The sequence below is a fragment of the Micromonospora sp. WMMA1363 genome, from assembly GCF_030345795.1.
Taxonomy (GTDB): Bacteria; Actinomycetota; Actinomycetes; order Mycobacteriales; family Micromonosporaceae; genus Micromonospora.
This window is the reverse complement of the sequence record NZ_JAUALB010000001.1, coordinates 3015791-3041896: the sequence shown is the minus strand read 5'-3', so window position 1 is coordinate 3041896 and position 26106 is coordinate 3015791. Positions and strand designations below refer to the sequence as shown.

24 protein-coding genes, 2 tRNA genes and 1 pseudogene are annotated in these 26106 nt (G+C 72.5%); 18 read left to right on the top strand and 9 right to left on the bottom strand.

All coding sequences use genetic code 11. The features are described from left to right. Positions 1-97: 97 nt before the first annotated feature. On the bottom strand, positions 98-265 hold the full coding sequence (locus tag QTQ03_RS13970; protein WP_007464795.1) for a DUF5679 domain-containing protein: 168 nt from the start codon (positions 263-265) through the stop codon (positions 98-100). Positions 266-770: 505 nt separating this feature from the next. Between QTQ03_RS13970 and QTQ03_RS13965 the strand changes: the two genes are divergently transcribed. Both QTQ03_RS13965 and QTQ03_RS13960 read left to right on the top strand, forming a co-directional pair. Beyond that, a complete protein-coding gene (locus QTQ03_RS13965; protein WP_289278402.1) occupies positions 771-1289 on the top strand; it encodes a M48 metallopeptidase family protein in 519 nt (172 codons plus the stop codon). A gap of 168 nt (positions 1290-1457) precedes the next feature. Beyond that, entirely contained in the window at positions 1458-2084 is a 627-nt protein-coding gene (locus QTQ03_RS13960) for a hypothetical protein (protein ID WP_289278401.1), read from the top strand. 211 nt (positions 2085-2295) lie between these two features. Here the strand turns inward: QTQ03_RS13960 and QTQ03_RS13955 are convergent, their stop codons facing one another. Beyond that, a complete protein-coding gene (locus tag QTQ03_RS13955) occupies positions 2296-3522 on the bottom strand; it encodes a zinc-dependent metalloprotease (RefSeq protein WP_289280825.1) in 1227 nt (408 codons plus the stop codon). 182 nt (positions 3523-3704) lie between these two features. On the opposite strand from QTQ03_RS13955, the gene QTQ03_RS13950 reads away from it, so the two are divergent. From QTQ03_RS13950 to QTQ03_RS13910, 9 genes are all read left to right on the top strand, one after another. Then, the gene (locus tag QTQ03_RS13950) at positions 3705-4718 is read left to right on the top strand and encodes a YlbL family protein (RefSeq protein WP_289278400.1); all 1014 of its coding nucleotides are present in this window, start codon (positions 3705-3707) and stop codon (positions 4716-4718) included. A 179-nt stretch (positions 4719-4897) separates the two neighbouring features. Then, positions 4898-7885, top strand: a complete 2988-nt coding sequence (locus QTQ03_RS13945) for a UPF0182 family membrane protein (RefSeq protein ID WP_289280824.1) — start codon at positions 4898-4900, stop codon at positions 7883-7885. A 148-nt stretch (positions 7886-8033) separates the two neighbouring features. Then, entirely contained in the window at positions 8034-8543 is a 510-nt protein-coding gene (locus QTQ03_RS13940; RefSeq protein ID WP_289278399.1) for a SigE family RNA polymerase sigma factor, read from the top strand. After that, positions 8533-9417: a hypothetical protein gene (locus tag QTQ03_RS13935; protein WP_289278398.1), complete on the top strand. Its 885-nt coding sequence runs from the start codon at positions 8533-8535 to the stop codon at positions 9415-9417. The genes QTQ03_RS13940 and QTQ03_RS13935 overlap by 11 nt, the downstream gene beginning before the upstream one ends. 124 nt (positions 9418-9541) lie before the next feature. After that, positions 9542-9615: transfer RNA gene (locus QTQ03_RS13930), tRNA-Met, on the top strand. Between the two features lie 269 nt (positions 9616-9884). Continuing rightward, positions 9885-9958 (top strand) — tRNA-Met (locus QTQ03_RS13925). A 225-nt stretch (positions 9959-10183) separates the two neighbouring features. Continuing rightward, positions 10184-10432, top strand: a complete 249-nt coding sequence (locus tag QTQ03_RS13920; protein WP_289278397.1) for a hypothetical protein — start codon at positions 10184-10186, stop codon at positions 10430-10432. Positions 10433-10655: 223 nt separating this feature from the next. Beyond that, a complete protein-coding gene (locus tag QTQ03_RS13915; RefSeq protein ID WP_289278396.1) occupies positions 10656-11489 on the top strand; it encodes a phosphoribosylaminoimidazolesuccinocarboxamide synthase in 834 nt (277 codons plus the stop codon). 245 nt (positions 11490-11734) lie between these two features. After that, positions 11735-12673, top strand: a complete 939-nt coding sequence (locus QTQ03_RS13910) for a ribose-phosphate diphosphokinase (RefSeq protein WP_289278395.1) — start codon at positions 11735-11737, stop codon at positions 12671-12673. Positions 12674-12839: 166 nt separating this feature from the next. Here QTQ03_RS13910 and QTQ03_RS13905 read toward each other — a convergent pair whose 3' ends face one another. Then, on the bottom strand, positions 12840-13250 hold the full coding sequence (locus QTQ03_RS13905) for an ATP-binding protein (protein ID WP_289280823.1): 411 nt from the start codon (positions 13248-13250) through the stop codon (positions 12840-12842). 82 nt (positions 13251-13332) lie between these two features. Here QTQ03_RS13905 and macS point away from each other — a divergent pair, with 82 nt between their 5' ends. Next, positions 13333-14472, top strand: a complete 1140-nt coding sequence (gene macS / locus QTQ03_RS13900) for a MacS family sensor histidine kinase (RefSeq protein WP_289278394.1) — start codon at positions 13333-13335, stop codon at positions 14470-14472. After that, positions 14472-15113 (top strand): response regulator, encoded by a 642-nt coding sequence (locus tag QTQ03_RS13895; protein WP_289280822.1) that lies wholly within the window; start codon positions 14472-14474, stop codon positions 15111-15113. Before macS ends, QTQ03_RS13895 begins: the two co-directional genes overlap by 1 nt. Before the next feature lie 138 nt (positions 15114-15251). On the opposite strand, the gene QTQ03_RS13890 is transcribed toward QTQ03_RS13895, so the two are convergent. Together QTQ03_RS13890 and QTQ03_RS13885 are read right to left on the bottom strand one after the other, a co-directional pair. Then, positions 15252-15824, bottom strand: a complete 573-nt coding sequence (locus QTQ03_RS13890) for a DUF5709 domain-containing protein (RefSeq protein ID WP_289278393.1) — start codon at positions 15822-15824, stop codon at positions 15252-15254. A 192-nt stretch (positions 15825-16016) separates the two neighbouring features. After that, positions 16017-17015, bottom strand: a complete 999-nt coding sequence (locus QTQ03_RS13885) for an SDR family oxidoreductase (protein WP_289278392.1) — start codon at positions 17013-17015, stop codon at positions 16017-16019. 185 nt (positions 17016-17200) lie between these two features. On the opposite strand from QTQ03_RS13885, the gene QTQ03_RS13880 reads away from it, so the two are divergent. Beyond that, positions 17201-18403 (top strand): glycosyltransferase, encoded by a 1203-nt coding sequence (locus QTQ03_RS13880; RefSeq protein WP_289278391.1) that lies wholly within the window; start codon positions 17201-17203, stop codon positions 18401-18403. Here the strand turns inward: QTQ03_RS13880 and QTQ03_RS13875 are convergent. The 4 genes and pseudogenes from QTQ03_RS13875 to aroA form a co-directional block, all read right to left on the bottom strand. Beyond that, positions 18358-19270 (bottom strand): annotated as a pseudogene (locus QTQ03_RS13875) (hypothetical protein). The gene QTQ03_RS13880 and the pseudogene QTQ03_RS13875 overlap by 46 nt on opposite strands. A gap of 59 nt (positions 19271-19329) precedes the next feature. Continuing rightward, positions 19330-20148 carry a histidinol-phosphatase gene (hisN, locus tag QTQ03_RS13870; protein WP_289278390.1) on the bottom strand — a complete coding sequence of 273 codons (819 nt, stop codon included), beginning with the start codon at positions 20146-20148 and terminating at the stop codon, positions 19330-19332. Positions 20149-20173: 25 nt separating this feature from the next. Then, complete coding sequence (gene rsgA, locus QTQ03_RS13865) at positions 20174-21202, bottom strand: ribosome small subunit-dependent GTPase A (protein WP_289278389.1); 1029 nt, start codon at positions 21200-21202, stop codon at positions 20174-20176. Between the two features lie 96 nt (positions 21203-21298). Continuing rightward, on the bottom strand, positions 21299-22600 hold the full coding sequence (aroA, locus tag QTQ03_RS13860; protein ID WP_289278388.1) for a 3-phosphoshikimate 1-carboxyvinyltransferase: 1302 nt from the start codon (positions 22598-22600) through the stop codon (positions 21299-21301). 103 nt (positions 22601-22703) lie between these two features. Between aroA and QTQ03_RS13855 the strand changes: the two genes are divergently transcribed. The 4 genes from QTQ03_RS13855 to QTQ03_RS13840 all read left to right on the top strand — a co-directional run bounded on the left by QTQ03_RS13855 (position 22704) and on the right by QTQ03_RS13840 (position 26106). Then, positions 22704-23417: an SOS response-associated peptidase gene (locus QTQ03_RS13855; RefSeq protein ID WP_289278387.1), complete on the top strand. Its 714-nt coding sequence runs from the start codon at positions 22704-22706 to the stop codon at positions 23415-23417. Between the two features lie 223 nt (positions 23418-23640). Beyond that, entirely contained in the window at positions 23641-24036 is a 396-nt protein-coding gene (locus tag QTQ03_RS13850) for a WhiB family transcriptional regulator (protein ID WP_289278386.1), read from the top strand. 304 nt (positions 24037-24340) lie between these two features. Beyond that, positions 24341-24955: an alpha/beta hydrolase family protein gene (locus QTQ03_RS13845; RefSeq protein WP_289278385.1), complete on the top strand. Its 615-nt coding sequence runs from the start codon at positions 24341-24343 to the stop codon at positions 24953-24955. 341 nt (positions 24956-25296) lie between these two features. Continuing rightward, positions 25297-26106: a sigma-70 family RNA polymerase sigma factor gene (locus QTQ03_RS13840; RefSeq protein ID WP_289278384.1), complete on the top strand. Its 810-nt coding sequence runs from the start codon at positions 25297-25299 to the stop codon at positions 26104-26106.

Sequence of the window (26106 nt, the reverse complement as noted above, 5' to 3'; positions counted from 1 at the left end):
TTTCCACAGGTTCGCGGTGTGCCTGTCCGGCAACCGACAGTGGTCGGACGCCGCGGAAGGGTGGCCGGCGGCCACCCTTCCGCGGCGCCCGGGCGGGTCAGACCTTCGCCTTGCCCAGAATGCGGTTCACTGTTGTGCCGCATACCGGGCACTTTCCCTTGGCCATGTTCATCCCGGTCTTGGAAACCTCGACGTGCCCCTCGAAGTCCCGCTTCTCCTTGCACTTGACGCAGTAACCGTTGTAGGTCTGGGCCTGGTCGGCCACGGTGTCCTCCTCGTCTCGTCCACCGGCGAAACGCTCATCCGGCGGGTGTCCCCGGCGGCGGGCCTCGGGGGGCTCCGGCGCTGGGCTTTTCGTCTCGGCCACTGTCGTGACCGCTGGTCCGCGGACCCTACCCAGGTCTGCGCGGTTCCTTGTCAGCTCCGCATGCTCACTGTGAGCAAGTTGACGTCGAGAGTGTGCATGGGGAATTCGGTCGGATAAGTGAGTTTGCCGGGGACACGCCGACCGGATGCCGTCAGAACAGCGTCTGGCGCCCCCTGAGTGACGGATCCCTGAATGATCGTTTACGGTGGTGGGTGGTGGCTGAAGATCGTCGTGGGCCGTTATGGAGGGCGGCTGGAGACGCTCCGTCACAGAAATTTTCGGGACTCCTGGCGACCAATCCCCTTTTTCCGGGCGCGTGTTGGGGTGTTGACCCTTGCGGACCCCCGGCCTCCACGCATTAGCTTTCCCTCGTGACAGGAAACCGAGGCTGCGCGGCCCGCTGATGGCAGCAGTGCGCAAGCCGGTCGTCGAGGTGCGGCGCAGCCAGCGTCGGCGACGGACGGTGTCCGCATATCGGGACGGCGAACGGGTCGTCGTGCTGATCCCCGACCAGTTCTCCCGGGCCGAGGAGAGCGAGTGGGTGGACCGGATGCTCGCCCGGCTCGCCGCCCGTGAGGGCCGGCTGGCCCGCTCCGACGCCGAACTGCTCGCCCGAGCCACCCGGCTCATCACGTTCTACCTGGCCGACCACGGCCCGGACGCCGTCCCGGTCAGCGTGCGCTGGGTGACCAACCAGAACGGCCGGTGGGGTTCCTGCACGCCGGCGGACCGGACGATCCGCATCTCGCACCGGGTCCAGGACATGCCGGACTGGGTCATCGACTACGTCCTGCTACACGAGTTGGCCCATCTCATCGTGCCGAGCCACAATGCCGCGTTCTGGGAGCTGGTCGGCCGGTACCCGAAGACAGAACGGGCCCGTGGCTACCTCGAGGGCGTCGCCGCCGTCGCCGGGTCCTGACGTGCCGTCGCCGGTTCTGGCCGCCGGGGTCGGTCACGGAACCTCCGCCGGGCGGTGATTCACTCCATGCCGCCGGCAGCGGAACGCCCGGCCGGGCAGCGGTCTGTGCCGGCGGCCGGAGGCCGATCACCGTCGTCGACCCGACTCGGATGCGCGTAGGGTCGGGGCGTGGCACGACGTGTGGTGGTGGCGTTGCTCGGGCCGGTCGCCTGGGCGCCACCGGGCATCGATCCCGTCGCGTGGCGCACCGCGCTGGCCGACGACGTGGTCGATCTGCTGACCACGCTCAACGGGGTCGACCCGGCGGTGGCCGTGACATCGGCCGATCGCTGGCTGGCGGACGCGGTGCTCTGGCCCGGCACCACCGTGTACGAGGTGCCGGAGCCCACGGTCGACGCCGTCCTCGCCGCGGTCGTGGGGGATGGTCGGGGCGGCGGTGGGTACGACCAGGCGGTGGTGATCGCTGGGGATGCTCCGGACCTGCCCGGTCTGATCATCGGTAAGCTGCTCCGGCCGCTCACCAGCAGACCGGTCGCGGTCGCGCCGGCCGAGGGGAGCGTGGGCCTGCTCGGTTTGGCGATGCGGCTACCCGTACCTGAGTGGCTGCCGGCGGTGGATCTCGACACCGCGCGGCCGGCGGCCGTGCGCGCGGCGGCTCCCCGCCCTGGCGACCTCGCGGTGACGTCGGCCTGGCACCGCCTGCGTGGCCCCGCCGACCTGGCCCGGCTGAATCCGGCACTGGACGGTTGGGACACCACCCGGGCCCTGCTCGCCGGCGTCGGACGCCCCGGCTGACCGCCCGGCTCGCCGGAATCCACCGGCTTCCGGCGAGCCCGGCCGAACCCGTGGCCGCCGGGCCAGGTCCGAAGACCTCGGGCCGGCAAATCTTGTGGACCGGCCGGGCGGATGTGCCGGCCCGGACCGGCGGGCACGGTGAGCCGATACCGGTCCGGGTGAGTCGACGCCGAGCCGGAATCGCACGAAACGGTCAGAAGGGATCGAACGGTCAGGACGGCTTGTCGCCGCCATCGGCCCCGGGGCCGCTCCCCGGCTCGCCCGGCGCCTTCTCCTTCGGGCCGCCCGGGGCGCCGAAGTCGAAGCTCTCCAGCTCGCCGAGGTCGAGCTGGGACCGAGCGAAGGCCACCGGGTCGGCGAAGTCGTCATCGGACGGCAGCAGATCCGGGTGGCCCCACAGGGCGTCCCGGCCGGCGATCCCGCGATGCTCGGTGAGGGCCGCCCACAGCGCGGCCGCCTCCCGCAGCCGGCGCGGGCGCAGCTCGAGACCCACCAGCGCGGCGAAGGTCTGCTCGGCCGGCCCGCCCGCGGCCCGCCGCCGCCGGAACGCCTCGCCGAGCCGGACGACGTTGGGCAGCCGGCCCCCCGCCGCGCTGTCCACCACATGGCAGACCCAGCCCTCGACCAGGGCGAGCGCGGTCTCCAACCGGGCCAGCGACGCCTTCTGCGCCGGGCTGTCCTCCGGCGTGAAGATGCCCTCCAACGCGATCGCCTGCATCGACTCCGGGTCGGTCGGGTCGACCCGACCCATCGCCTCCTCGATCGCCTCGCGGTTGACCCGGATCCCAGCGGCGTACATCTCCACCGCGCTGAGCACGTGTCCACGCAGCCACGGCACGTGCTCGAAGAGCCGCTGGTGGGCGGCCTCGCGTAGGGCCACGTAGAGGCGGACCTCGTCCTCGGGTAGCTCCAGGCCGGCACCGTACTGGCGGATGTTGGTCGGGATGAGCGCGGCCGTGGCAGCCGGGCCGAGCGGCAGCCCGATGTCGCCGGCGGAGAGCACCTCGGCGGCGAGCGAGCCGAGGGCCTGGCCCAGCTGACCGCCGAAGAGCGCCCCACCGAGCGTGGCCACCATCGACTGCATCGGGCCGAGCTGGGCGCGTGCCTCCGGCGGCACCAGGTCACCCATGGCGCCCACCATCCGGCTGGCCACCGGGTCGCACAGCTTCCGCCAGACGTCGAGCGTCTTGTAGATCCATTCGTTCCGGTTCCACGCGACCGAGGTGTGGATGCCCGACGGCAGCGCGGAGGCCGGCTCCAGCCACAGGTCGGCCAGGCGCAGCGCCTCCTCCACCGCGTTGCGCTCGTACGGTGAGACCGCCGGGTCGCCCGCCGCGGCGAGCTGGCTCGCGGCCACCTGGCGGGCCAGGTCCCAGTTCACCGGTCCGCTGCCGGGCGTGGCGAGCAGATGCTGCAACTGCGACATGAACTGCTGCATCTGCGCGGGGTCGTTGGGGTCTGGTGGTTGCCCACCCGGGAGCGCAAAACCGAACGGAATATCAGGCACGAGGTCTACGGTACGCGCGCCGCGCCCCAGGTAGCGTCTGCTGCCGTTGCGCTGACGGCGAAGTCCCGGCTCGTCCGCCGGCGCGACCCGGTCCGGTCGGTACGCTCTGCGGCATGAGACGTCGCGGCCTGACCGTCCTGCTCGGTGCCCTGCTCACCACACTGCTCAGCATCGGCGTGCTCGCGGCACCCATCCCGTACGTGGTGCTCGGTCCCGGCCCGACCGTCAACACGCTCGGCTCCGACAACGGAAAGGAGGTCATCCAGGTCACCGGCCGGGAGACCTCCACGTCGGCGGGACAGCTGCGGCTGACCACGGTGGGGGTGCAGCCCTCGGTCAAGCTGCGCTCGGCCATCCAGGGCTGGTTCTCCGACGACGAGGCGGTGGTGCCGCGCGAGCTGGTGTATCCGCCGGGGGAGACCCAGGAGGAGGTCGAGGAGCGTAACGCGGAGGACTTCAAGGTGTCGCAGAGCAGCGCGGAGACCGCGGCGCTGCGCGAGCTGGGGTTCCCGGTGCGGATCGTGGTCAAGACCGTCGCCGCGGACGGCCCGTCAGCCGGTATCCTCAAGCCCGGCGACGTGGTGACCTCGGTAGACGGGCAGCCGGCGACGGCCGCCGGCCGGCTCACCGAGCTGATCCGGGCCAAGCCGGCCGGGACTACCCTGGAGGTCGGTTACACCAGGGACGGGGCCGCGGCGATCGCCCGGATCACCAGCCAGGAGCAGGACGGCCGGCCCCGGATCGGGATCGAGATCGATCAGGAGCAGCCGCATCCCTTCACGCTGAAGATCGACCTGACGGACATCGGCGGGCCGAGCGCCGGCCTGATGTTCGCCCTCGGGATCGTGGACAAGCTGACCCCGGAGGACCTGACCGGCGGGCGGATCATCGCCGGCACCGGCACGATCGACGACGACGGACGGGTCGGCCCGATCGGCGGGATAGCCCAGAAGCTGGTCGGGGCGAGGGACGCGGGGGCCACCGCGTTCCTGGTCCCGGCCGACAACTGCGCCGAGGCCGTCCGCAACCCGCAGCCGGATCTCCCGCTGCTGAGGGTGGCCACCCTCGACGACGCACTGCACGCACTGCAAGCCCTGCGCGCAGGTGATCACCCTGCCCGCTGTTAGGTGACGCTCCCGACCGTCACCAGCCCCGCCGCAGCCCCGGCGCCACGAGCTCACGAGGGCGGGCCGGCGTCGCCGCGTGCGGTGCGACCTGACCGTGGCCCGGAACGTTCAGGAAGACCCCGTACTCTGGTGGCCTGGTCGGAGCCGATCACATCGAGCGTGCGGAGCCAACAGTGGTCATGCGTAGCAATGCCCCCCTGCCGAGGATGAGCCGACGCGGACGCGTCACGATCGGTGTCCTGGTCGGGGTGTTTGTGCTCTTCACCCTGCTCGGCTGGGGTGTGCAGGCGTGGACAGACTGGCTGTGGTTCGACGAGGTCGCGTACACCCAGGTCTTCACCGGGGTGCTCGCCACCCGGCTGCTGCTCTTCCTCGCGGTCGGGCTCGGCATGGCGGTCGTGGTGGGCGGGAACCTCTGGCTGGCGCACCGGCTGCGGCCCCGGCTGCGTCCGCAGTCCCCGGAGCAGGCCACCCTGGAGCGGTACCGGATGCTGCTGAGCCCACGGCTCGGCGCCTGGATCGCGCTGGTCGCCGCCGTGATCGGCCTCTTCGCCGGGCTGTCGGCGCAGAGTCGGTGGGACCAGTGGCTGCTCTTCCGCAACGGCGGGGACTTCGGCGTGACGGACCCGGAGTTCGGGGTGGACGTCGGCTTCTACGTGTTCGACCTGCCGTTCTGGCGTTATCTGCTCGGGGTTGGCTTCACCGCGGTGGTGCTTGCGCTGATCGGGGCGCTCGCCGTCCACTACATCTTCGGCGGCGTCCGCCTGCAGGGCGTCGGGGACCGGATGAGCAATGCCGCACGGGTCCATCTGAGCAGCCTGGTCGCGATCTTCGTGCTGCTCAAGGCCGTCGCGTACGTGCTGGACCGGCGGGCGATGTTGCTGGAGTACAACGACGGGGCCAACGTCTACGGCGCCGGCTACGCCGACGTCAACGCGCTGCTGCCGGCGAAGGAGATCCTCGCCTACATCTCGGTCGTGGTGGCGATCGCGATCATCGTCTTCTCCAACGCCTGGATGCGGAACCTGGTCTGGCCGGGCATCTCGCTGGCCCTGCTCGGCGTCTCCGCCGTCGCGATCGGCGGCATCTACCCGTGGGCGGTGCAGACCTTCGAGGTGAAGCCGAGCGCCCGGGACAAGGAGGCGCCGTACATCCAACGCAGCATCGACGCCACCCGCGCCGCGTTCACCCTCGCCGGCGTCGAGAACAGGCCGTACGCGGCGAGCAATCTCACCCCGCCGGCCACCCTGGCCACCGACACCGCGGTGGTGCCGAACGCCCGCCTGCTGGACCCGCAGCTGGTCAGCGAGACCTACACCCAGCTCCAGCAGGTACGCGGCTTCTACGACTTCGGCCCTAAGCTCGACATCGACCGCTACACCGTGGACGGCAAGACGCAGGACTACGTGGTCGGCGTCCGTGAGATCAACTACGGTGAGCTGACCGCGCAGCAGAGCAACTGGATCAACCGGCACACCGTCTACACCCACGGCTACGGCCTGGTCGCCGCCCCGGCCAACCAGGTCGTCTGCGGCGGCCAGCCATTCTTCGTCTCGGGCTTCCTCGGCGAGCGGTCGCAGGAGGCCTGCTCCGCGCAGAGCGAGCAGGTCCCGGCCAGCCAGCCGCGAATCTACTACGGCGAGCGGATGGAGACCGGCGACTACGCCATCGTCGGCAAGGCCGACCCGGAAGCCAACCCCGCCGAGTTCGACCGGCCGGTGGGCGAGGGTGGCGACAACGGTCCCGAGTCCTACTACACCTACACCGGCTCCGGCGGCGTCGAGATCGGTTCCTTCACCCGACGGCTGCTCTACGCCGTCAAGGAGCAGGAGACGAACTTCCTGCTCTCCGAGGCGGTCAATGAGAACTCCAAGCTGCTCTACGTCCGTAACCCCCGCGACCGGGTGGAAAAGGTCGCCCCGTTCCTCACCGTGGACGGCGACCCGTACCCGGCGGTGGTCGGCGGCCGGGTGCAGTGGATCGTCGACGGCTACACCACCGCCGCCACCTACCCGTACGCCGAGCGGGTCAACCTCCAGCAGGAGACGACCGACGAGCTGACCGGCCGCGGCACGTTCCAGCTCGCCCGCGAGAACGTCAACTACATCCGCAACTCGGTGAAGGCGACCGTCGACGCGTACGACGGCACCGTCACGCTGTACGAGTTCGACGACGGCGACCCGGTGCTGCGGGCCTGGAACCGGGCGTTCGGCGGTGACCTGGTCAAACCGAGGTCGGAGATCCCGGAGGATCTGGTCGCGCACTTCCGGTACCCGGCCGACCTGTTCAAGGTGCAGCGCAACCTGCTCACCCGGTTCCACGTGACCAGCCCTGGCGACTTCTACTCCGGGCAGGACTTCTGGCAGGTCCCCAACGTGCCGGACGCGCCCGACAGCGGGCAGAAGCAGCCGCCGTACTACCTCTTCACCCAGTTCCCGGGGCAGGAGTCGCCGCGGTTCCAGCTCACCGCCGCGGTCACCCCTAACGGACGGCAGAACCTGGCCGCGTTGATCTCCGGCTCCTACGTTGACGGTCAGCCGCGGCTGGAGGTGCTGGAGCTGCCGGACCAGACGCGGATCTCCGGCCCGGTGCAGGTGCACCAGCAGATGACCAACAACGCCCAGATCCGGCAGCAGCTCAACCTGCTCTCCTCCAACCAGGCGCAGGTCCAGTACGGCAACCTGCTCTCCCTGCCGTTCGGCGACGGAATGCTCTACGTCGAGCCGGTGTATGTGAAGAGCAACCAGCAGGACGCGTACCCGCTGCTGCAGAAGGTTCTCCTGTCGTACGGCGACGGCGGCTCGTACGTCGTGCTGGCCGACAACCTCACCGACGGCATCAAGCAACTCGTCGAGCAGGGCAAGCAGGCCGGCGCGCCGACCACCCCGCCGCCGTCCGGTGAGACGCCGCCGTCGCCGTCGCCGAGCCCGGGTGCGACCCCGCCCCCGTTCACCGGCGAGCTGACCGAGGCGGCGAACCGGCTCGAGGCCGCGATGACGGAGGTTAAGGTCGCGCAGGCCTCCGGTGACTTCGAGCGGTACGGCCGGGCGTTGAAGGCGCTGGACGAGGCGATCACGGCTTTCCAACAGGCACAGGGCGCGGCCGCCCCGGCGCCCGGTGGCACGCCCACTCCGACGCCCACGGGCACACCGACGACCGGCGGCTGAGCCGGCACCGCGATCGGCGGCGCCCCCGGATCTCCCAGCGAGGATCCGGGGGCGCCGCCGTGTTCCCGACATCTGTGCAACCCGCCGGGCAGCGGCACCGTTCTTAGGACAACGACAGCGACGGACCTTGGGGACATGTGATGGTGACATGAGGGACGCGGCGAGTTTCGACGAGTTCTACCGGAGCACCGCGCACCGGATGCTGCGCTACGGCTACGCCGTCGCGGGCGACCACGCCGAGGCACAGGATCTCGTGCAGGAGGCGTACGCCCGGGCCTGGCGGCAGTGGGGGAAACTCACCGGGCACCCCGCGCCGGAGGCCTGGCTGCGGCTGGTGGTGGCCCGGCTGGCCACCGACCGTTGGCGCCGGCTGACCGGTTGGCGGACGGCGATGCGCCGCTCCGGCGTGCCGGGCCCGGTGCCGCCCCCCAACGAGGACAGCGTGCTCCTGGTCGGCGCGCTCCGGCAGCTCCCGGCCAACCAACGGCAGGCGCTCGCCCTGCACTACCTCTACGACATGTCCGTCGAAGACATCGCCCGCGAGACGAACGTGGCGACCGGGACCGTGAAGTCCTGGCTGTCCCGGGGGCGTGCCCGGCTGGCGGCCCTCCTGCCAAACCTCACCGACGAGCGACTGGAGGCGAACGATGTCGCCTGACCTGTCCGACCTCTACCGTTCGCTCGCCGACGAGGCGGGCACGCGTACGCTGCCCGCGCCGGAGAAGCTCCGCCGTACCGCGGATCGGCGCGCCCGGATCCGGATGGCTGGCACGGCGCTCGCGGTGGCAGTCCTGGTCACCGGGGCGGCGGCCGGTTCGCAGCTCGTGCTCTCCGCCGATCCTGCCCCGGTCGCCCCGCCTGGCGGGCCCCCGACCTCGCCGTCCGTGCCGAGCCCGACGCCGTCGGCGATCCCCAGCGGTAGCCCGTCGACCGCGACGGGCACTCCGTACCGGCCGACCTCGATCCCGGATGAGGCGTTCTTCCAGCTCGCTCCGGAGAACGACAAGGGGATCTCGACCTTCGTCGACGCCGAGGTGCTGCCGCCACTGTGCGGGGCCCGTCTTGCCAGCGACGACGCGGTCGTGCAGCGCCGGAGCCGGCACCTCGCCTACAAGAAGGCCAGCAGTCCCGCGAACGCGGGCTACATCCCGGACGGCAGCTACGTGAACTCCATCACGATCTACGAGCCGGGCCGTGCCGACGACGCGATGGGTGAGTTGCGTGACGCGGTCCGCGCCTGCCCGACGCAGCGGGGCGCGGGCGGGAGCAACCCGGCGACGTACCACCCGAAGCTACTCGACGGCGGCGACTTCGGTGACGAGTCGGTGCTGTTCGAGATCCGGTCCGACGCCCGTGACCTGGCGGGAAATCCGGTCGACGGGGAGCAGGTGCGGTTGATCCGCGCGATCCGGGTCGGCGACGTGGTGACGCTCCTGTGGGAGCAGGGCTGGGAGGGCACCTCGGCGGAGCGTGCGCAGGTCGACGCCGACAGCCACCGCGCGGTGCGCGCGATCATGTCCTGGCTCGGCTGACGAGCCGTGTCCTCCGTTGAGGCGTGGGAGGGTCCCGACCCCGGACGGTCGGGACCCTCCCACGCCGCGGTGGTCCGGTCGTTTTGCAGGGTGCCGGGGTGGTGCGATACGGTTGGGAAACCGACGCGGGGTGGAGCAGCTCGGTAGCTCGCTGGGCTCATAACCCAGAGGTCGCAGGTTCAAATCCTGTCCCCGCTACTCGTTGGCGAAGGCCCCGGATCTTCCGGGGCCTTCGTCGTTCCCCGGCTTTTGTCGTGTCCGGCGTTCGCGGTTCCGGAGCGCCTGTCGCGTTCGGGTGTGGCCCGTGGCCGGATCGCTTTGTCGGGACGCCCGTGCCCCGCTCGTCGCGCGGTGCTGCCCGCGACCGGGTCGGGGCGGCGGATTCTGCCGGCCGGAGCCGAGCGTCCGGGCCGCCGGAGGGGGGGGCGATCATGGCGGCGCGGGATGGGCTAGACTGATGAAACCGACGCGGGGTGGAGCAGCTCGGTAGCTCGCTGGGCTCATAACCCAGAGGTCGCAGGTTCAAATCCTGTCCCCGCTACTCGTTGGCGAAGGCCCCGGGATCCTCCGGGGCCTTCGTCGTGTCGGTGACCGTGCCCGCCCCTGGCGGGTGCGCGACGCCCGGGGCATCGCGTAGTCGGGTACGGGGCACCGATACTGGCCGATACGGAACGGATCATGTGGATCGGGCGCGTGTTTCCCCGGTCGATCCGCTGCGTGCCCCGACCCCGCGTCCGGAGTTGCGCGATTCGGCGAGGATGGGGCCATGTCTGTTTTCGGCAAGTGGTGGGGCCGGTTGGGCACGGTCCTCGGCGCGGTCGTGTTGTCGGTGTTCGTTCCGATGGCGGCGTGGGCCTCGACCGGTCCGGGTGAGGTGGCGGTCGAAGCTGTCCGGCGACGCTCCCGCGGTGGCGGTTTCGGACTCTTCGGGCTGCTCTGCTGCCTGATCGTGGTGGCCGTGATCGTCCTACTCCTGCTACGCGTGATGCGTAACCGGCGTGGTGGTCCGCGTTGACCGGCCAACCGGTGAGGGCTACCGGCGCGCCCGGTAGCCCGGCGGCGGGTCCGGCACCGGAGCGGGGAACGGTGCGCGGTGGTGCGGTGCTCGGCCGGGGGTGAACCCTGGACGCAGGCCGCACCGCCGGCGATAATGATTGCGCCGCGCCGGTGGGTGTGCCGGTCGTCGCCCCCGGGCAACCGGCGCCGGTGTTACGCGGGCCGCGTGGTGTACTAGCGGCGTGGAACTTCTGCACTCGGGCAAGGTCCGGGACGTCTACGCCGATGGCGACGACCTGATCCTGGTCGCGTCGGATCGCCTTTCCATCTACGACGTGGTGCTGCCGACGCCGATCCCGGACAAGGGCAAGCTGCTCACCGCGCTCTCGTTGTGGTGGTTCGAGCAGCTCGCCGACCTGGCGCCGAACCACGTGATCTCGGCCACCGACGTGCCGGCCGGGTTCGCCGGCCGGGCGATCCGGTGCCGGCGGTTGGAGATGGTCCCGGTGGAGTGCGTCGCTCGAGGCTTCCTGTCCGGCGGCGGCCTCGCCGAGTACCAGCGCACCGGCGCCGTCTCCGGTGTGGAACTGCCGCGCGGGCTGGTCGAGGCGGCCATCCTGCCTGAGCCGATCTTCACCCCCTCCACCAAGGCGCCGATGGGGGAGCACGACCAGCCGATCACCTTCACCGAGGTGGTGGACAAGGTCGGCGCGGAGACCGCTGAGCGGCTGCGCACGGTCACCCTGGACCTCTACCGGCGAGGAGCCGAGCTGGCCGCCGACCGGGGGATTCTGATCGCCGACACCAAAATCGAGCTGGGCTGGGCGGCGGACGGCACGCTGACGGTCGGCGACGAGCTCCTCACCTCGGATTCGTCACGGTTCTGGCCGGCCGAGTCCTACCAGCCGGGGCGGGCCCAGTTCTCGTACGACAAGCAGTACGTCCGGGACTGGGCGGCCGAGAGCGGCTGGGACAAGCAGGGCCCCGCGCCGGAGGTGCCGGCCGAGGTGGTCGAGGCGACCCGCGCCCGTTACGTCGACGTCTACGAGAAGCTCACCGGCAACCGCTGGGACTGACCGGTACCCGCTGTGCGTGGTTGGTGAGGACCGGCCGCCTGTGCAGCGCGAACACCTCCCAGCGTCGCGGGACAGGTCAGGCGAAGTCCGACCAGCAGCGCGGTGCTCCGCGCGCCGGCGGCCCGGGTACCGCCCGCCAGGTCCGCGGGTCGCGCTTCCGGCACTCCCGGGCGCGGCTCACCGCCCGGGGGCTCCGGATGGTGCCGGCGGTCCGCGCCGCTCCGCCGCCCGTACGATGTGCAGACGTGCGCGACATCGCCGTTTTCAGCGGAACCGCCCATCCCGAACTCGCCGCCGAGATCTGCGCCCACCTCGGTGTCCCGCTGCATCCGGTGCGGGTGTCCCGGTTTGCCAACGACTGCCTGGAAGTGCAGTTGCAGGCCAATTGCCGGGAGCGGGACGTCTTCCTGATCCAGCCTCTGGTGCCGCCGGTGCAGGAGCACCTGGTCGAGCTGCTGCTCATGATCGACGCGGCGCGGGGTGCGTCGTCCGGTCGGATCACGGTGGTGCTGCCGCACTACGCGTACGCCCGGTCGGACAAGAAGGACGCGCCGCGCATCTCGATCGGCGGCCGGCTGGTCGCGGACCTGCTCACGTCGGCCGGCGCGAACCGGGTGCTCGCGATGACCCTGCACTCGCCGCAGGTCCACGGGTTCTTCGGCGTGCCGGTCGACCACCTGCACGCGTTGCGCGAGTTGGCCGCCCACTTCCGGGGACACGACCTGGGCAACACCGTCGTCGTCTCACCGGATCTGGGTAACGCCAAGGAGGCGGCGGCGTTCGCCCGCCGGCTGGGCACGCCGGTCGCCGCCGGCGCGAAGCAGCGGTTCAGCGACGACCGGGTGCAGATCAGCGCGGTCATCGGTGACGTGGTGGACCGGGACGTGATCGTGCTGGACGACGAGATCGCCAAGGGCAGTACAGTGATCGAGTTGATAGAGCGCCTGCGTGAGCTGAGGATTCGCTCGATCCGGCTGGCCTGCACCCACGGCCTCTTCTCGGGTGGTGCCCTGCGACGGCTCGCCGCTCAGGAGGGGGTGCTGGAGATCGTCTGCACCAACACGGTGCCGATCCCGGCAGACAAGCGGGTGCCGAAGCTGACGGTCCTCTCCGTCGCTCCGGCCCTGGCCGAGGCGGTGCGCCGAATCCACATCGGAGAGTCGGTCAGCGCCCTCTTCACCTGACCCAGCCCCCGATCCGACTGCCCCCTGTCACCCGGGACGGGCAGAAGGGGAAGGACGGCGAAGGGTGAGATCGCCGGAGCGGCGTGGGTAGGACGAGGTGGGATCGGGTCGGTAACCCGGCAGCCTGCGGCAACACCAAAAGGGAACGAGCCGGGAGGCTCGCGTATCAGTCGGGGGCGGGTTGGGGAGAGAGAACGGTGGTGATGCGGACGATGGTCCCGGCGTTGCCCGTCTCGACCTCCATCGTGTCGCTCAGTTCCCGAGCCAGCCACAGGCCCCAGCCCCCGGCCGTGTCCGGGGCCGGGCGGTTGCGGTCGACGAGCCGCTGCGTGCTGATGCCGTGCCCATGATCGGACACCTCGCACACCAGCGCGCTCCGCTGCTGCCACATGCGGAGCCAGCCGTGCCCACCGCCGTGCCGGACCGCGTTGGTGATCAGCTCGTTGACCGCCAGCACGAAGTCGTCCAGGCGCTGGCCCCACAGGCCCCCAGCACGCGCGCAGGAGGTGACCGAGTGCCGTAGCTCGGTCACCTGAGCCCCGTCGAAGGCTTCGGCGATGAGGAGGGAAGGTCCGATGGGCTCAACCGTACGTCAGGGTTCCCGGGGCCGCACCCGGCGGCCTCGCGGACCGTTCGTCGGGCTGTGGCAGGGTGTCGACGTGCGGACGTCTCCCGAGGGTTTCGAGGTCCCGCTCTGGCGGGCCCTCGCCGTGTTCCGGGTGGCGTCCCTCGGATACGTGGTCGTGTCGGCCCTGCGCCACGCCGACCGGTATGCCCACCCGCTCGCGGCCGCTGGCGTGGTCCTGGTGATGGCCGCCTGGACCGCCACCACCGCGGTCGGGTACGCGCGCCCGGCCCGGCGTGGCTGGCCGCTGCTCTCGGCCGACCTGGGAGTCGTTCTCGGTGTCGTGCTGGCCACCCCGTGGGTGGTCGGCCGGTCCGCGCTGGCCAGCGGGGTTCCCACCCTGGGGGTGGCCTGGCTCGCCGGCCCGGTGCTGGCCTGGGCGGTCTCCGGCGGCCGGCGTCGGGGCACGGTGGCCGCGCTGCTGATAGGCCTGGCGGACCTCGCCACCCGGGAACGGATCGGCGAGTCCTCGCTCACCGGGGTGATCCTGTTGCTCCTCGCCGGGGTGGTGGTCGGCCACGTGGCCCGGCTCGCGGTGACCGCCGAGGAACGGCTCCAGCGGGCGGTCGAGCTGGAGGCCGCCACCCGGGAGCGGGAACGGCTCGCCCGGGGCATCCACGACTCCGTACTCCAGGTCCTCGCGCTGGTACAGCGGCGCGGCGCCCAACTCGGCGGCGAGGCCGGCGAGCTGGCCCGGCTTGCCGGCGAGCAGGAGACGGCGCTGCGTGCCCTGATCGCCGGGGCACCCCCCGCACGGCGTGACGACGGGCCGGCGGACCTGCGGGCGCTGCTCAGGCGGTACGCGTCGCCGTCGATCACCCTGTCGGCACCGGCCGGCTCGGTGCCGTTGCCCGGCCCGGTCGCGCGGGAACTGGCCGCCGCGACGGCCGCCGCCCTCGACAACGTGGCCCGGCACGCCGGCGGGCGCGCCTGGGTGCTGGTGGAGGACGAGGGGACCGCCGTCACCGTGTCGGTTCGTGACGATGGCCCCGGCTTCGCCGACGGGCGGCTGGCCGAGGCGGCGGCGCAGGGGCGGCTGGGAGTGGCCCGCTCGATCCGGGGCCGCATCGACGATCTCGGGGGTACGGTCCGGATCACCTCCACGCCCGGCGTCGGGACCGAGGTGGAGCTGACCGTTCCCCGGCGGCTGAAGGAGGCGACGTGGCACGGATGATGGTGGTGGACGACCACCCGATGTGGCGGGACGGGGTGGCCCGGGACCTGACCGAAGCGGGTCACGAGGTGGTGGCCACGGTTGGCGAGGGGCGTCAGGCGGTCCGGGTCGCGCCGGCCGCACGACCTGACGTGGTCGTGCTCGACCTGCAACTGCCGGATGTCTCCGGGGTGGCGGTGATCCGCGGGCTGCGCGCCGCGCTGCCCGCGGTCCGGGTGCTGATGCTCTCGGCGAGCGGGGAGCAGCAGGACGTGCTGGACGCGGTGAAGGCGGGCGCCACCGGCTACCTGGTGAAGTCCGCCGCTCCCGCGGAGTTCCTGGAAGCGGTACGCCGGACGGCGGCCGGGGAACCGGTCTTCACGCCCGGGCTGGCTGGTCTGGTGCTCGGCGAGTACCGCCGCCTCGCGGCCGGCCCGTTCCCCGCCGAGCGGGGCGCGGCCGGGGCTCCCCGGCTCACCGACCGGGAGACGGAGGTGCTGCGCCTGGTGGCCAAGGGGATGTCGTACAAGCAGATCGCCGAGCGCCTCGCGATCTCCCACCGGACGGTGCAGAACCACGTGCAGAACACGCTGGGCAAGCTCCAGCTGCACAACCGGGTCGAGCTGACCCGGTACGCGATCGAGCAGGGCCTCGACGGCTGAACGCGTCCCGGGGTGCCGGTGGGGCCACGCCCGTTCGAGCTCGACCCGCCCGCGCCAACCGCCGGGCCCGCATCCGCTCCGTCCGACGGGAGGCCCCGGATTCTCGGCCCGGACGACACCAGGGGACGCGCCCCCGACTCAGACCGAGTGCGGCGGGCGGGTCTCGTGGATGGCCAGTTCCTCGGCGGTCGCCCCACCCCCGGCCGATCCCGCGTCGTACGCGATCGAGTCGGTCTCCTGGTCGGTGTGCGCGCCCTCGTCCGGCTCCACCAGCCGGCCGATCTCCGCGTCCGCGCCGCTGCCGAGCCGGCCGTGGTCGTAGACGGAGACCGGCGAGCCCGGGTCGGAGGTGGGCCCCGGGTCGATCACGTCGGCGTCGAGCTGGGCCTGGGCGGCCTGCTCCTCGCTGTCCGCCTCGGCGGCGATGTCCGGATCGACCGGGCCGGCCAGCGGGTCGTCCGCAGCACGTTCGTACTGTTCCCGGTCGAGCTTGGAGTCCAGCGACTCGCCGTCGAGCTGCTCTTCGGCGGTGGTCCCGAACCGGTCGACCGCCACCGGCGTGCGGTCCCCGGGCAGTTGGGCCGGCCTCGGGCCGTCCGCTTCGCGCCCGGTCAGGACGTCGTCGTCCGCGGTCGAGTCGTCGTCGGCGGTGTCGGGCAGTCCGTCCGCCTCGGGATCGGACACGGGGGTCGGATACTCGTCGTCGCGCATGCCGATGCTCTACCCGCTGCCAGCCGCCCCGTAACCGCCGCGCGGTGCGGTCAAGGTTCGTCGTCTGGTGCGGAACGCACCAGACGACCTTGCCGTCCGGTACGAGGATGGTTTCCCGGGGGCGGGCGGTGTTGCCGCGAGGACGGTCAGCGCGCCGTGGCGGGCCAGTCGACGCGCTCGCCGAGGCCGGCGTCATCGGTGGTCTGCCCATCCCCGTCGGGCCATCGCCGCGGCCGTACCCAGCGCCGTTCCGGCGGCGAGGCCGAAAGCGGTGCCCATCCGGACCAGTTGTCGACGCCGGCCGTGCCAGCCGCCCTCGCGTTCGGCCCCGGCGTGTGGGGAGAAGATGTTTCCGCTGCTGTCGAGGCGGGCGCCCGGGCCGAACTGGGTGCGCTGGGCGTACCAGCCGAGCAGCCGCTCGGCGAGCGCCGGCGCGACCCGCCACTGCAGGCCGACGAGGCGGGCGGCGCCGCCCGCGTACGCCTCGCGGCGTGGTCGCCGCAGCATCCGGACGATCGTCCGCGCCACCACATCCGGCGGGTAGACCGGCGGGGGCGGCAGCAGTTCCTTCCCGGTGTGGTTGGCGGCGTGCCGGAAGAACGGCGTGTCGATCGTGGCGGGCAGCACGGTGCAGATCGAGATGTCGCCCCGTCCGGTCAGCCGCAGCTCCTGGCGGACCGTGTCGGCCAGTCCCCGGATCCCGTGCTTCGTCGCGTTGTACGCCGCCTGGTACGGCATCGCCACCTCGGCGAGCATCGACGCGTTGTTGACCACCACCCCGCCGCCGGCCGCGCCGAGGTGAGGTAGGGCGGCGCGGATTCCGTAGGCGGCGCCGAGCAGGTTCACCTCCAGGACCCGGCGGAACTCCTCGACCGGGATCTCGTCGAACAGCCCGACCGCGCCGACCGCGGCGTTGTTGACCCAGCCGTCGATCCGGTCGAATTCCGTCACCGCCCGGTCGGCCAGCCGCTCCACCGCCGCCGGGTCGGTCACGTCGGTCGGGACGGCCACGGCCCGTCCGCCCAGTTCGCGGCAGCGCCGTGCGACCCGGTGCAGGGCCGAATCGCTGCGGGCGGCCAGCACGACCGCGGTGCCCCGGCGGGCGAGCGCGTACGCGGTGGCGGTGCCGATCCCGCTGGAGGCTCCGGTGATCACCACGACGGCATCGGCGAGGCTGCGGGTGAGAGGCATTCTTCGGCGGTACCCCGCTCGATGTGGGTCATGCCGCCCGCCCGCGTCGGATACCCGCAGCCGATCATTGCGTTGCGGTACCCGCCAGTCTTCTCGATCTGCCAGGTTTGGACTCCGGAGCACCGGGTTAATGGGACCCTCTGACCTGGAGGACCACCGCCGAGACGATCGCCTGGAGGTGACCCATGCGCGTCGGCCTGGTCTGCGCGCACGCCGACCCGTCCCGGCGAGCCGGCGGGCCGGCCGTCGGAACCCACCAGCACATCGCGCGGGTCGCCGCCGAGCTGGCCGGGCGAGGTCACGACGTCCGGGTGTACGAGCGCCGAGACGATTCGGCGCAGGCGGCGACGGACACCGTTGACGGCTACCACGTCGAGCGTGTCCCGGTCGGTCCGGCGGTCGGGGTGCCCACCGCCGAGCTGGTCCCGTACGTCGCCGAGTTCGGCCGCTGGCTGGCCGACCGGTGGACCGGGAAGTGGACGCCCGAGGTGGTGCACGGGCACTACTGGGTGGGCGGGCTGGCCGCGGCGCACGCGGTCCGGGAGACCGACATCCCGGTCGTGCAGACCTTCCACTCGCTCGGTGCGGAGCGGCTGCGCCACCTCGGTTCGCGCTACGACGCGCCGGACGAGCGGATCCCGCTGGAGCGGGCGCTCATCCGGGCCGTGGACATCGCGGTGGCGCAGTGCAACGACGAGGTCGACGAGCTGACCCGGATGGGGGTGCAACGCACGTCGGTGGCGTTGGTGCCGCCAGGGGTCGACACCGGGCGGTTCCACCCGGACGGCGAGGCGGCGCCGCGCGAGGAGCGGGCGCGGATCCTCTCGGTCACCGCGTTCGACGCCGGTCATGGACAGGAGGACCTGGTCCGCGCCATGCGGCTGGTCGGGGACGCCGAGCTGGTGATCGCCGGCGGTCCACCCGTTGAGCAGCTCGGCGGGCACGCGGAGGCGCGCCAGCTGCGCGAGCTGGCCGAGCGGAGTGGGGTGGCCGACCAGGTGACCCTGGTGGGGGCGGTGCCGCACGACCAGATGGCCACCTGGTACCGGTCGGCGGACGTGGTGGCCTGCACCCCGCGCTACTCGTCGGCGGGACGGGTGTCGCTGGAGGCGATGGCCTGCGGGGTACCGGTCGTGGGCTACGCGATGGGCGGCATCGCCGACGCGGTGGTGGACGAGGTGACCGGGCGCCTGGTGACACCGGGTGACCTCCGCGCCCTCGGGGTGACGCTGCGCCGGCTGCTCGCGGACGATGCCGGGCGGTTCGCGTACGGCCACGCCGCCGTGGACCGGGTGCGGTGCAGTTACACCTGGGACCGGACCGCCGGCGCGCTGGAACGCCTCTACGAGCGGGTGGTCAGCCGCCGCCGGCCGGTCGAGGCGGCCTGACCCGCGTGCCGGTCAGCCCGGGCGACCGGTTGGCGCCATCGCCGGCTTCCCCGCACTGGCGACGGCATGGTGGTGCTGTGGCTCCGCGTACCGCGTCAACCCGATCACCGCCGCCAGGGTGACCAGGAACCCGAATCCGGCCAGCCACTCCCGCCCCGGCCAGATCTTGTCGTTGAGCAGCAGCAGGCCGACGATCGCGGCGGGTACCGCCCCGGCGGCGTCCATCGCCGCCACCGCTGCCGTGGTCGACCCGCGCTGCATGGCCAGGCCGAGCAGCAGTTGGCCCACGACCGAATGGGCGATGAGCAGATAGAGCAGCGGGTTGCCGAGGAACGCCTCCGCCGAGTGCGTCGAGGCCAGCGGTCGGGCCGCCACGGCGGCGGCGGAGAAGGCCAGCCCGGCCAGCGAGCCGAGCGCCACCGAGCCGGGCGCTCCGTGCAGGCGTACCGCGAAGAAGCCCAACACGGCGATCACCCCGAGGGTCGCCACCAGGGCGACCAGGCCGGCGGTACCGAGTTGCCGGGACGGCGCTGGCCGGGCCGACAGCACCAGCGCGGTGACGCCGCCGAGGAGGAGCACCAACAAGGCGATCTCGGCAGCCGGTAGCCGCCACTTGAGCACGACCACCCCGAGTACGGCGGTCACCCCGAGCCCGGCGGCCACGCTGGCCTGCACGAGGAAGAGCGGGAGGTCCCGACGGGCCAGGAAGGCCAGCACGAACCCGGCCACCTGGCAGCCCAGACCGACCAGGTAGGTGCGGTGGCCGGCGAGGCGCAGCAGCAGGCCCGGGTCGAATGTGTGGTGCACGGTGGTGCGGGCCGCTGCGACCGACTGAAGCAGGTTGGCGATGCCGTACGCCGCGATCATCGACGCGAGGAAGCACCAGCCGGAGGAGACCACCTGGCGAGGATAGAGGTTGGTGGTGGTCAGTGCGCGGTTGGCCGATCCAGGCGGGCGAGGATGTCGGCGTGCAGCGAGCCGTTCGTGGCGATCGCGCTGATCTCGCCGGAGGTGATGTCACCAGGGGCGGGACGACCGGCCAGGTCGGTGAACGTGCCGCCGGCCTCGGTGACGATCGGTACCAGCGCGGCGATGTCCCACAGCGAAAGTTCCGGCTCCACCATCACGTCCAGTGCGCCCTCGGCGAGCAGCATGTAACCGTAGAAGTCGCCGTACGCCCGGCTGCGCCAGGCGGCACGCATGATGTCGAGAACGGCGTCCAACCGACCGGCGTCCTCCCATCCGGTCAGCGAGGAGTAGCAGAAACTCCCGTCGACGAGGTCGGTTACCCCGGAGACCCGGATCGGCGTGCCGGCGGCCGGGTCCGGCCCCGCGTACGCCCCCTCGCCGAGCGCCGCCCACCACCGGCGGCCCAGCGCCGGTGCGGACACCAGGCCGGCTACCGGCCGGTCTCCCTCCAGCAGCGCGATGAGGGTGGCCCAGACCGGTACGCCGCGGATGAAGTTCTTCGTGCCGTCGATCGGGTCGACCACCCAGCGCCGACCGCCCGGGTGGGCCGCGGGCTGCTCGCCGTACTCCTCACCGAGCAGGCCGTCACCGGGTCGGTGCGCGGCGAGCAACGCTCGGATCTGTCGCTCCACGGCGGTGTCCGCGTCGGAGACCGGGGTCAGGTCGGGCTTCGCGTCGACGCGTAGATCCACCGCGCGGAACCGCTCGGTGGATACAGCGTCGGCGGCGTCGGCGAGGCGGTGGGCGAGGGCGAGATCGTCGGCGTACCCGGTCATGCCGCAGACGGTAGCGCCGCCCCGCTCACGCTCCGGTCGGTGGGTCGCTCTCGCCGGCCCGCGAGGCGAGCAGCCGGCGGTACGAGGCCAGCCGGCGCGGGTCGGCCTTGCCGGCGGCCACCCACGCGTCCAGACCACAGGCCGCCTCGTCGGCGGTGTGCGGACAGTTGGCCGGGCAGTCGACCGTGCCCTGCACCAGGTCGGGGAACCCGTGCAGCAGGCTGTCGGCGGAGACGTGCGCCAGCCCGAAGCTGCGTACGCCGGGGGTGTCGATGATCCAGCCCGGATCGGCTCCGGAACGGGGCGCGGTGTCGGACGCGTGGCCCTGGTGGTGCCGGCGGTCGTCGTCGCTGCCCGCCAGCGGCGGCAACCGCAACGCCACCGCGCTGGTCGACGTGTGCCGGCCCCGGCCGATCGCGCTGACCTGGCCGACCGCGCGGGCGGCGTCCGGGACCAGGCGGTTGACGAGCGTCGACTTGCCCACCCCGGAGTGCCCCACCAACACCGAGATTCGCCCGGCGAGGAGGCCGCGCAGGGCGTCGAGGGTCGAGTCGGGCCGGATCAGCACGTACGGCAGCTCCAGCTCGGCGTAGTAGCCGAGCACCGCATCGGGGCCGGCCAGGTCGGCTTTGGTGAGACAGAGCAGCGGCTCGACGTCGGCGTCGTACGCCGCCACCAGGCACCGGTCGATGAAGCCGGTCCGGGGTGGCGGGTCAGCCAGCGCGCTGACGATGACGAGTTGGTCGGCGTTCGCCACCACCACCCGTTCCAGCCGCCCCTCGGCCGTGGTCGCGTCGTCCTCCGCGGTGCGGCGTAGCACCGAGCTGCGCTCGGCGATCCGGACGATCCGGGCCAGTGCTCCGGGCGTGCCGGAGGTGTCGCCGACCAGCCCGACCCGGTCACCCACCACGACCGACTTGCGGCCCAGCTCGCGGGCGCGCATCGCGGTCACCGGCGGCGTGTCCGGGCCGGTGGCGGTCAGCACACAGGTGTACCGGCCCCGGTCGACGGCGATGACGAACCCGTCCACCGCGTCGGCGTGCCGGGGGCGCATCCGGGTACGTGGGCGCGACGACTTCCCGGGCCGGACCCGGACATCGTCCTCGTCGTACTCCCGTCGTCTCGTCGCCAGGACCCGCCCCCTGTCGCGTCAGCTCTTGCCGGTCACCATCGCCGACCATAGTGCCGGAAACTTCGGCATCGTCTTCGAGGTGCACACCACGTCGTCCAGCTCGATTCCCGGCACGGCCAGGCCGGCGACCGCCGCGGCGTGCGCCATGCGGTGGTCGTGGTAGGTCTCGAACGGCCCGCCGCGCAGCGGCCGGGGCCGGATTTCGAGGCCGTCGTGGGACTCGGTGAGGTCGGCGCCCAGGGCGCCGAACTCGCGGGCGAGGGCCGCGATCCGGTCGGTCTCGTGCCCCCGGATGTGGGCGATGCCGGTGAACCGTGAGGGCGAGTCGGCGAGCGTGGCCAGCGCGGTCAGCACCGGAGTCAGCTCGCTGACGTCGGACAGGTCGGCGGTGAGGCCGTGCACGGCGCCGGTTCCCCGCACGGTCAGCCCGGCGGTGGACAGTGTCATCTCGCCGCCCATCGCCTGCAACAGCGTACGCAGCCGCTCGACCGGCTGGGCGCTGCTGTGCGGCCACCCCGGGACGGTCACTTCGCCCCCGGTGACGAGGGCGGCGGCGAAGAACGGCACCGCGCCGGAGAGGTCGGGCTCGATCTCCCAGCCGCGCCCGGCGAGCTGGCCCGGCTCCACCGACCACACGTCCGGGGTGGTGTCGTCGACGGCGGCGCCGGCTGCCCGCAGCATCCGCACCGTCATCCGCAGGTGCGGCGCGGACGGCACCGGTGGCCCGACGTGCCGGACCACCACGCCCCGGTCGAAGCGCGGCGCGGCCAGCAGCAGCCCGGAGACGAGCTGGCTGGAGGCGGAGGCGTCGATCACGATCTCGCCGCCGGTGACTCGACCGGTGCCGAGCACCGCCAGCGGCAGGCTTCCGGTGGGTGGGGTGTCGACCCGGACGCCGAGCCCGTGCAGGGCGCCGACGAGCGGCCCGAGCGGCCGGACCCGAGCCTGCGGATCGCCGTCGAACGTGACCCGCCCGTCCGCGAGGCTCGCGACCGGAGGCAGGAAGCGCATCACCGTGCCGGCGAGACCGACGTCGACGTGCGCCGGCCCGACGAGCGGATGGGGCCGGACCAGCCAGCGCTCGTCGTCGCTGATCGACAGGTGCGTGCCCATCGCCTGCAGCCCGCCGGCCATCAGCTCGGTGTCCCGGGCCCGCAACGGGCCGGCCAGTGTCGACGGGCCACTGGCCAGGCTGCTGAGCACCAGTGCGCGTGCGGTCAGCGACTTGGAGCCGGGCAGGCGCAGCGTCGCCGAGACCGGGTCCGAGGCGGTTGGAGCGGTCCACGGCCGTGGCAGCCGGGCCGCGGTCAGATTCTCCACGGTTACATTCTGCCGTCTCCGCCGATCGGCGGAGACGGCCACCCGGGCGGACTCCCGATCGTCGGGACAGCCTTGCCGTCGTCAACGCGTTAGCGTGTGCGGCATGTGCGGGAGGTACGCGACCACCCGGTCCTCCGGGGACCTGAGCGCGCTGTTCGAGTCGTACGACGACACCGACGGTCGGCTCAACCCCGACCACAACGTCGCACCCACCGACCCGGTGCCGCTGGTGCGGGTCACTCCGGCGGGGCACCGTGCGTTGTCGCTCGGCCGCTGGGGGCTGGTGCCGGCCTGGTCCCGGTCGCCGGCCGGAGCCGCCCGTATGATCAACGCCCGCGTCGAGACGGTGGCGACCAGCCGGGCGTACGCGGGCGCCTTCGCCCGCCGACGCTGTCTCGTGCCGGCCGACGGGTGGTACGAGTGGGTCCGCCACCCGGGTGGCAAGCAGGCATACTACCTGACGCCCCGGGACGGCTCCGTGCTCGCCTTCGCCGGCATCTGGTCGGTCTGGGACGGCCCCGGCGGCCCGCTACTCACGTGCAGCGTGCTGACCACCGCCGCCCTCGGCGCGCTGGCCGACGTGCACGACCGGATGCCCCTGCTGCTGCCCGGTGGGCGGTGGCGCGACTGGCTGGCGCCGACCCACCGGCCGGAGAGCCTGCTCGTCCCCCCGCCGCCGGCGTGGCTCGCCGGGCTCGAGATCCGACCGGTGGGGCCGGCGGTGGGCGACGTCCGTAACGACGGCCCGCACCTCGTCGAGCGGGCGGCGGCGCCGGTGCCCCGCGACGGTGACGCGGGGGGTCTGACGCTCTTCTGACGGTGACCCGCATCGGCAGGTGTCAGGTGTGTTTGCCGAGCTTCCGGGCGAAACGTGGCGTGACTTCCGGGCAAAACGTGGCGTGCTTGTCGCCCCATCTTCTCGGAGGCCCTTGTATCGATGCCCGGAATCGCGATAGAACACAGCCGCCGGTGGTGGGTGCCGATTCGCACGGGGCGGACGACGTCCATCGGTTTGCCGGTCCCACGGGGGAGGTGGGTGGATGACTCGGGCACGAATGCCCCGTCCGCACGAGGTGGCCGCCGCGCGACGAGATCCGCGCCTACGGCGGGCGCTGCACGAACGTCGGCAGGATGAGACGTGGCGCACCAGAGGTACCTGCCAGAGCGTCGATCCGGAGACGTTCTTTCCAGCGCCGAACGAGCCGGCCGACGCGGCTGTGGAGCTCTGCCGCGCCTGTGACGTGCAGGGCTCCTGCCTGGCCTGGGCGCTGGAGGTGGGCGACTGTCACGGGGTGTGGGGCGGCACCACCCCCCGCGAGCGCCGGGCGATGCTGATCGCCTGGCGCAGCGAGGTGCAGCCGGATCGGGGCGCCGCCGACGAGGCGGGCCCACCGGTTCGCGACCGGCTGCTCACCCTGGTGCCGCTCGGCCGCTGAGCCAGCGACCGGCTGACTCCACGACCGAGCTGACCCGCTCGGCGGGGATCGAGCTGGCCGCGAATGTCCCGGCCCGTCAGGTCGCCGGCATCGGTTTGATCCGAACGCACCCGGCGGCACGGTCGGGCGCCGCCGGGTCCGGGTCGACCAGCGTCAGGGCGTGTCCCGGATTCCCGCTGGTGCGCCGTCGGGTGAATCGCCAACGGTGCGCGATGCCGGCGTGTCGGCGTGCGGTTGGGTCACGGTCGGGCGGTACTCGGGTGGCGTTCCCCAGGACCGGTGCGACGGGCCGCAGAATGTGCTGGTGTCACCGACCGAGGAGATTCCCACCCCGCGCGGTCCGGCTCGGGCCGACCTCGACCCGCCGCTCGGGTCGCCGACCGCCCTGCTGGTGCTCGGGCACGGCGCGGGTGGCGGGGTGGACGCCCCCGATCTGACCGCGCTGCGCGACGCCGCGGTAGGTGGCGGCCTGCTGGTCGCTCGGGTGACGCAGCCATACCGGGTCGCCGGCCGGCGTGCGCCGGCGCCCGCGGGGCAGCTCGACGAGGCATGGGCGACGGTGTTGTCCGCGCTCCTGGAGCGGTGGACCGGCCCACCCCTGGTGGTCGGCGGCCGGTCCAGTGGCGCGCGGGTGGCCTGCCGGACCGCGACGACCGTCGGCGCGGCCGGTGTGGTCGCCCTCGCCTTCCCGCTGCACCCGCCCGGCCGCCCCGAGCGGTCCCGGGCGGACGAGTTGGTGACCGGCGTCCCGACCCTGGTGGTGAACGGTGACCGGGATCCCTTCGGGGTGCCGGAGACGGGCCCGTCGGTGGACGTGGTGACCCGTCCGGGCGAGCGGCATGACCTGCGCAGGGATCCGGCGGCGGTGGCCGGGATCGTGCTCGACTGGCTGCACGCCCGTGGCTGGACCCGCCCCTGACGCCGGCCGGCCACGCCGGCTCCGCGCGCGGTCAGCGGGTGTGGCGCTCCGTCGCTCTGCGCGCAGGCGCATGAAGCGTGCGGCCCGCGGCGGGGCCTGGTGCCGCGGGAGGGCGGGTCTGCGGGCGGGGCGTGACCGGGGCCGGTCACTCTCGTTGCATCGGATGGTGCCGGTTGCCCGGTTCGGGCGGCCGGCGCCGGTCCTCCCAGGCCCTTCCTGGTCCCAGCCGTGGTCTCCGCCGAGATCGGCCGGGACCAGGAACGGGGCCGGATGCCGGAATGTCCGGCCCGCCAATACGCGTTGCTTCCCCCGGACAGCATTTCTGGCAAGGGGGGTGACCGGTGTCGACCGAGGCGCGGGCCCGGGAGCGGGGCGCACGGCAGCTACGTCAACTGTTGGACGGTCCGGACTGGCCCGCGGCGGTGCCGCCGGCCGGGCTGGTGAGCGCGGGCACACCCGCCGGAAGTGGATCTGAGGGAAGGTCTGTGCGCGTATCCTCGGCGGGAAAGCATCCGACGCGAGGGGATGTGCGGTTGACCACCGAGAAGACGGACGAGCGCAGGGCCCGCTTCGAGCGGGACGCGATGCCCTTCGTCGACCAGCTCTATGCTGCCGGCCTGCGGATGACCCGCAACCCGGCAGATGCCGAGGACCTGGTCCAGGAGACGTACCTGAAGGCGTACTCCGCCTTCCACCAGTTCGAGCAGGGCACCAACCTGAAGGCCTGGCTGTACCGGATCCTGACCAATACCTACATCAACTCCTATCGTCGGCGGCAACGGCAGCCGATCCAGGCGCCGACCGACGAGATCACCGACTGGCAGCTTGCCGAGGCCGAGTCACACACCTCCAGCGGGCTGCGCTCCGCGGAGACGGAGGCGCTGGACCGGCTCCCGGACAGCGACGTCAAGGAGGCCCTCCAGCAACTGTCGGAGGAGTTCCGGCTGACGGTTTATCTCACCGACGTCGAGGGATTCTCCTACAAGGAGGTCGCCGACATCATGGGCACGCCGATCGGCACGGTGATGTCGCGCCTGCACCGGGGTCGACGCAATTTGCGCAAGCTGCTCGAGCAGTACGCGGCGGAGCGGGGCTTCACCTCCGCGTCGTCGGCGAAGGGCTCGACGGCCACCGCCAGCCGGGAGGTGTGA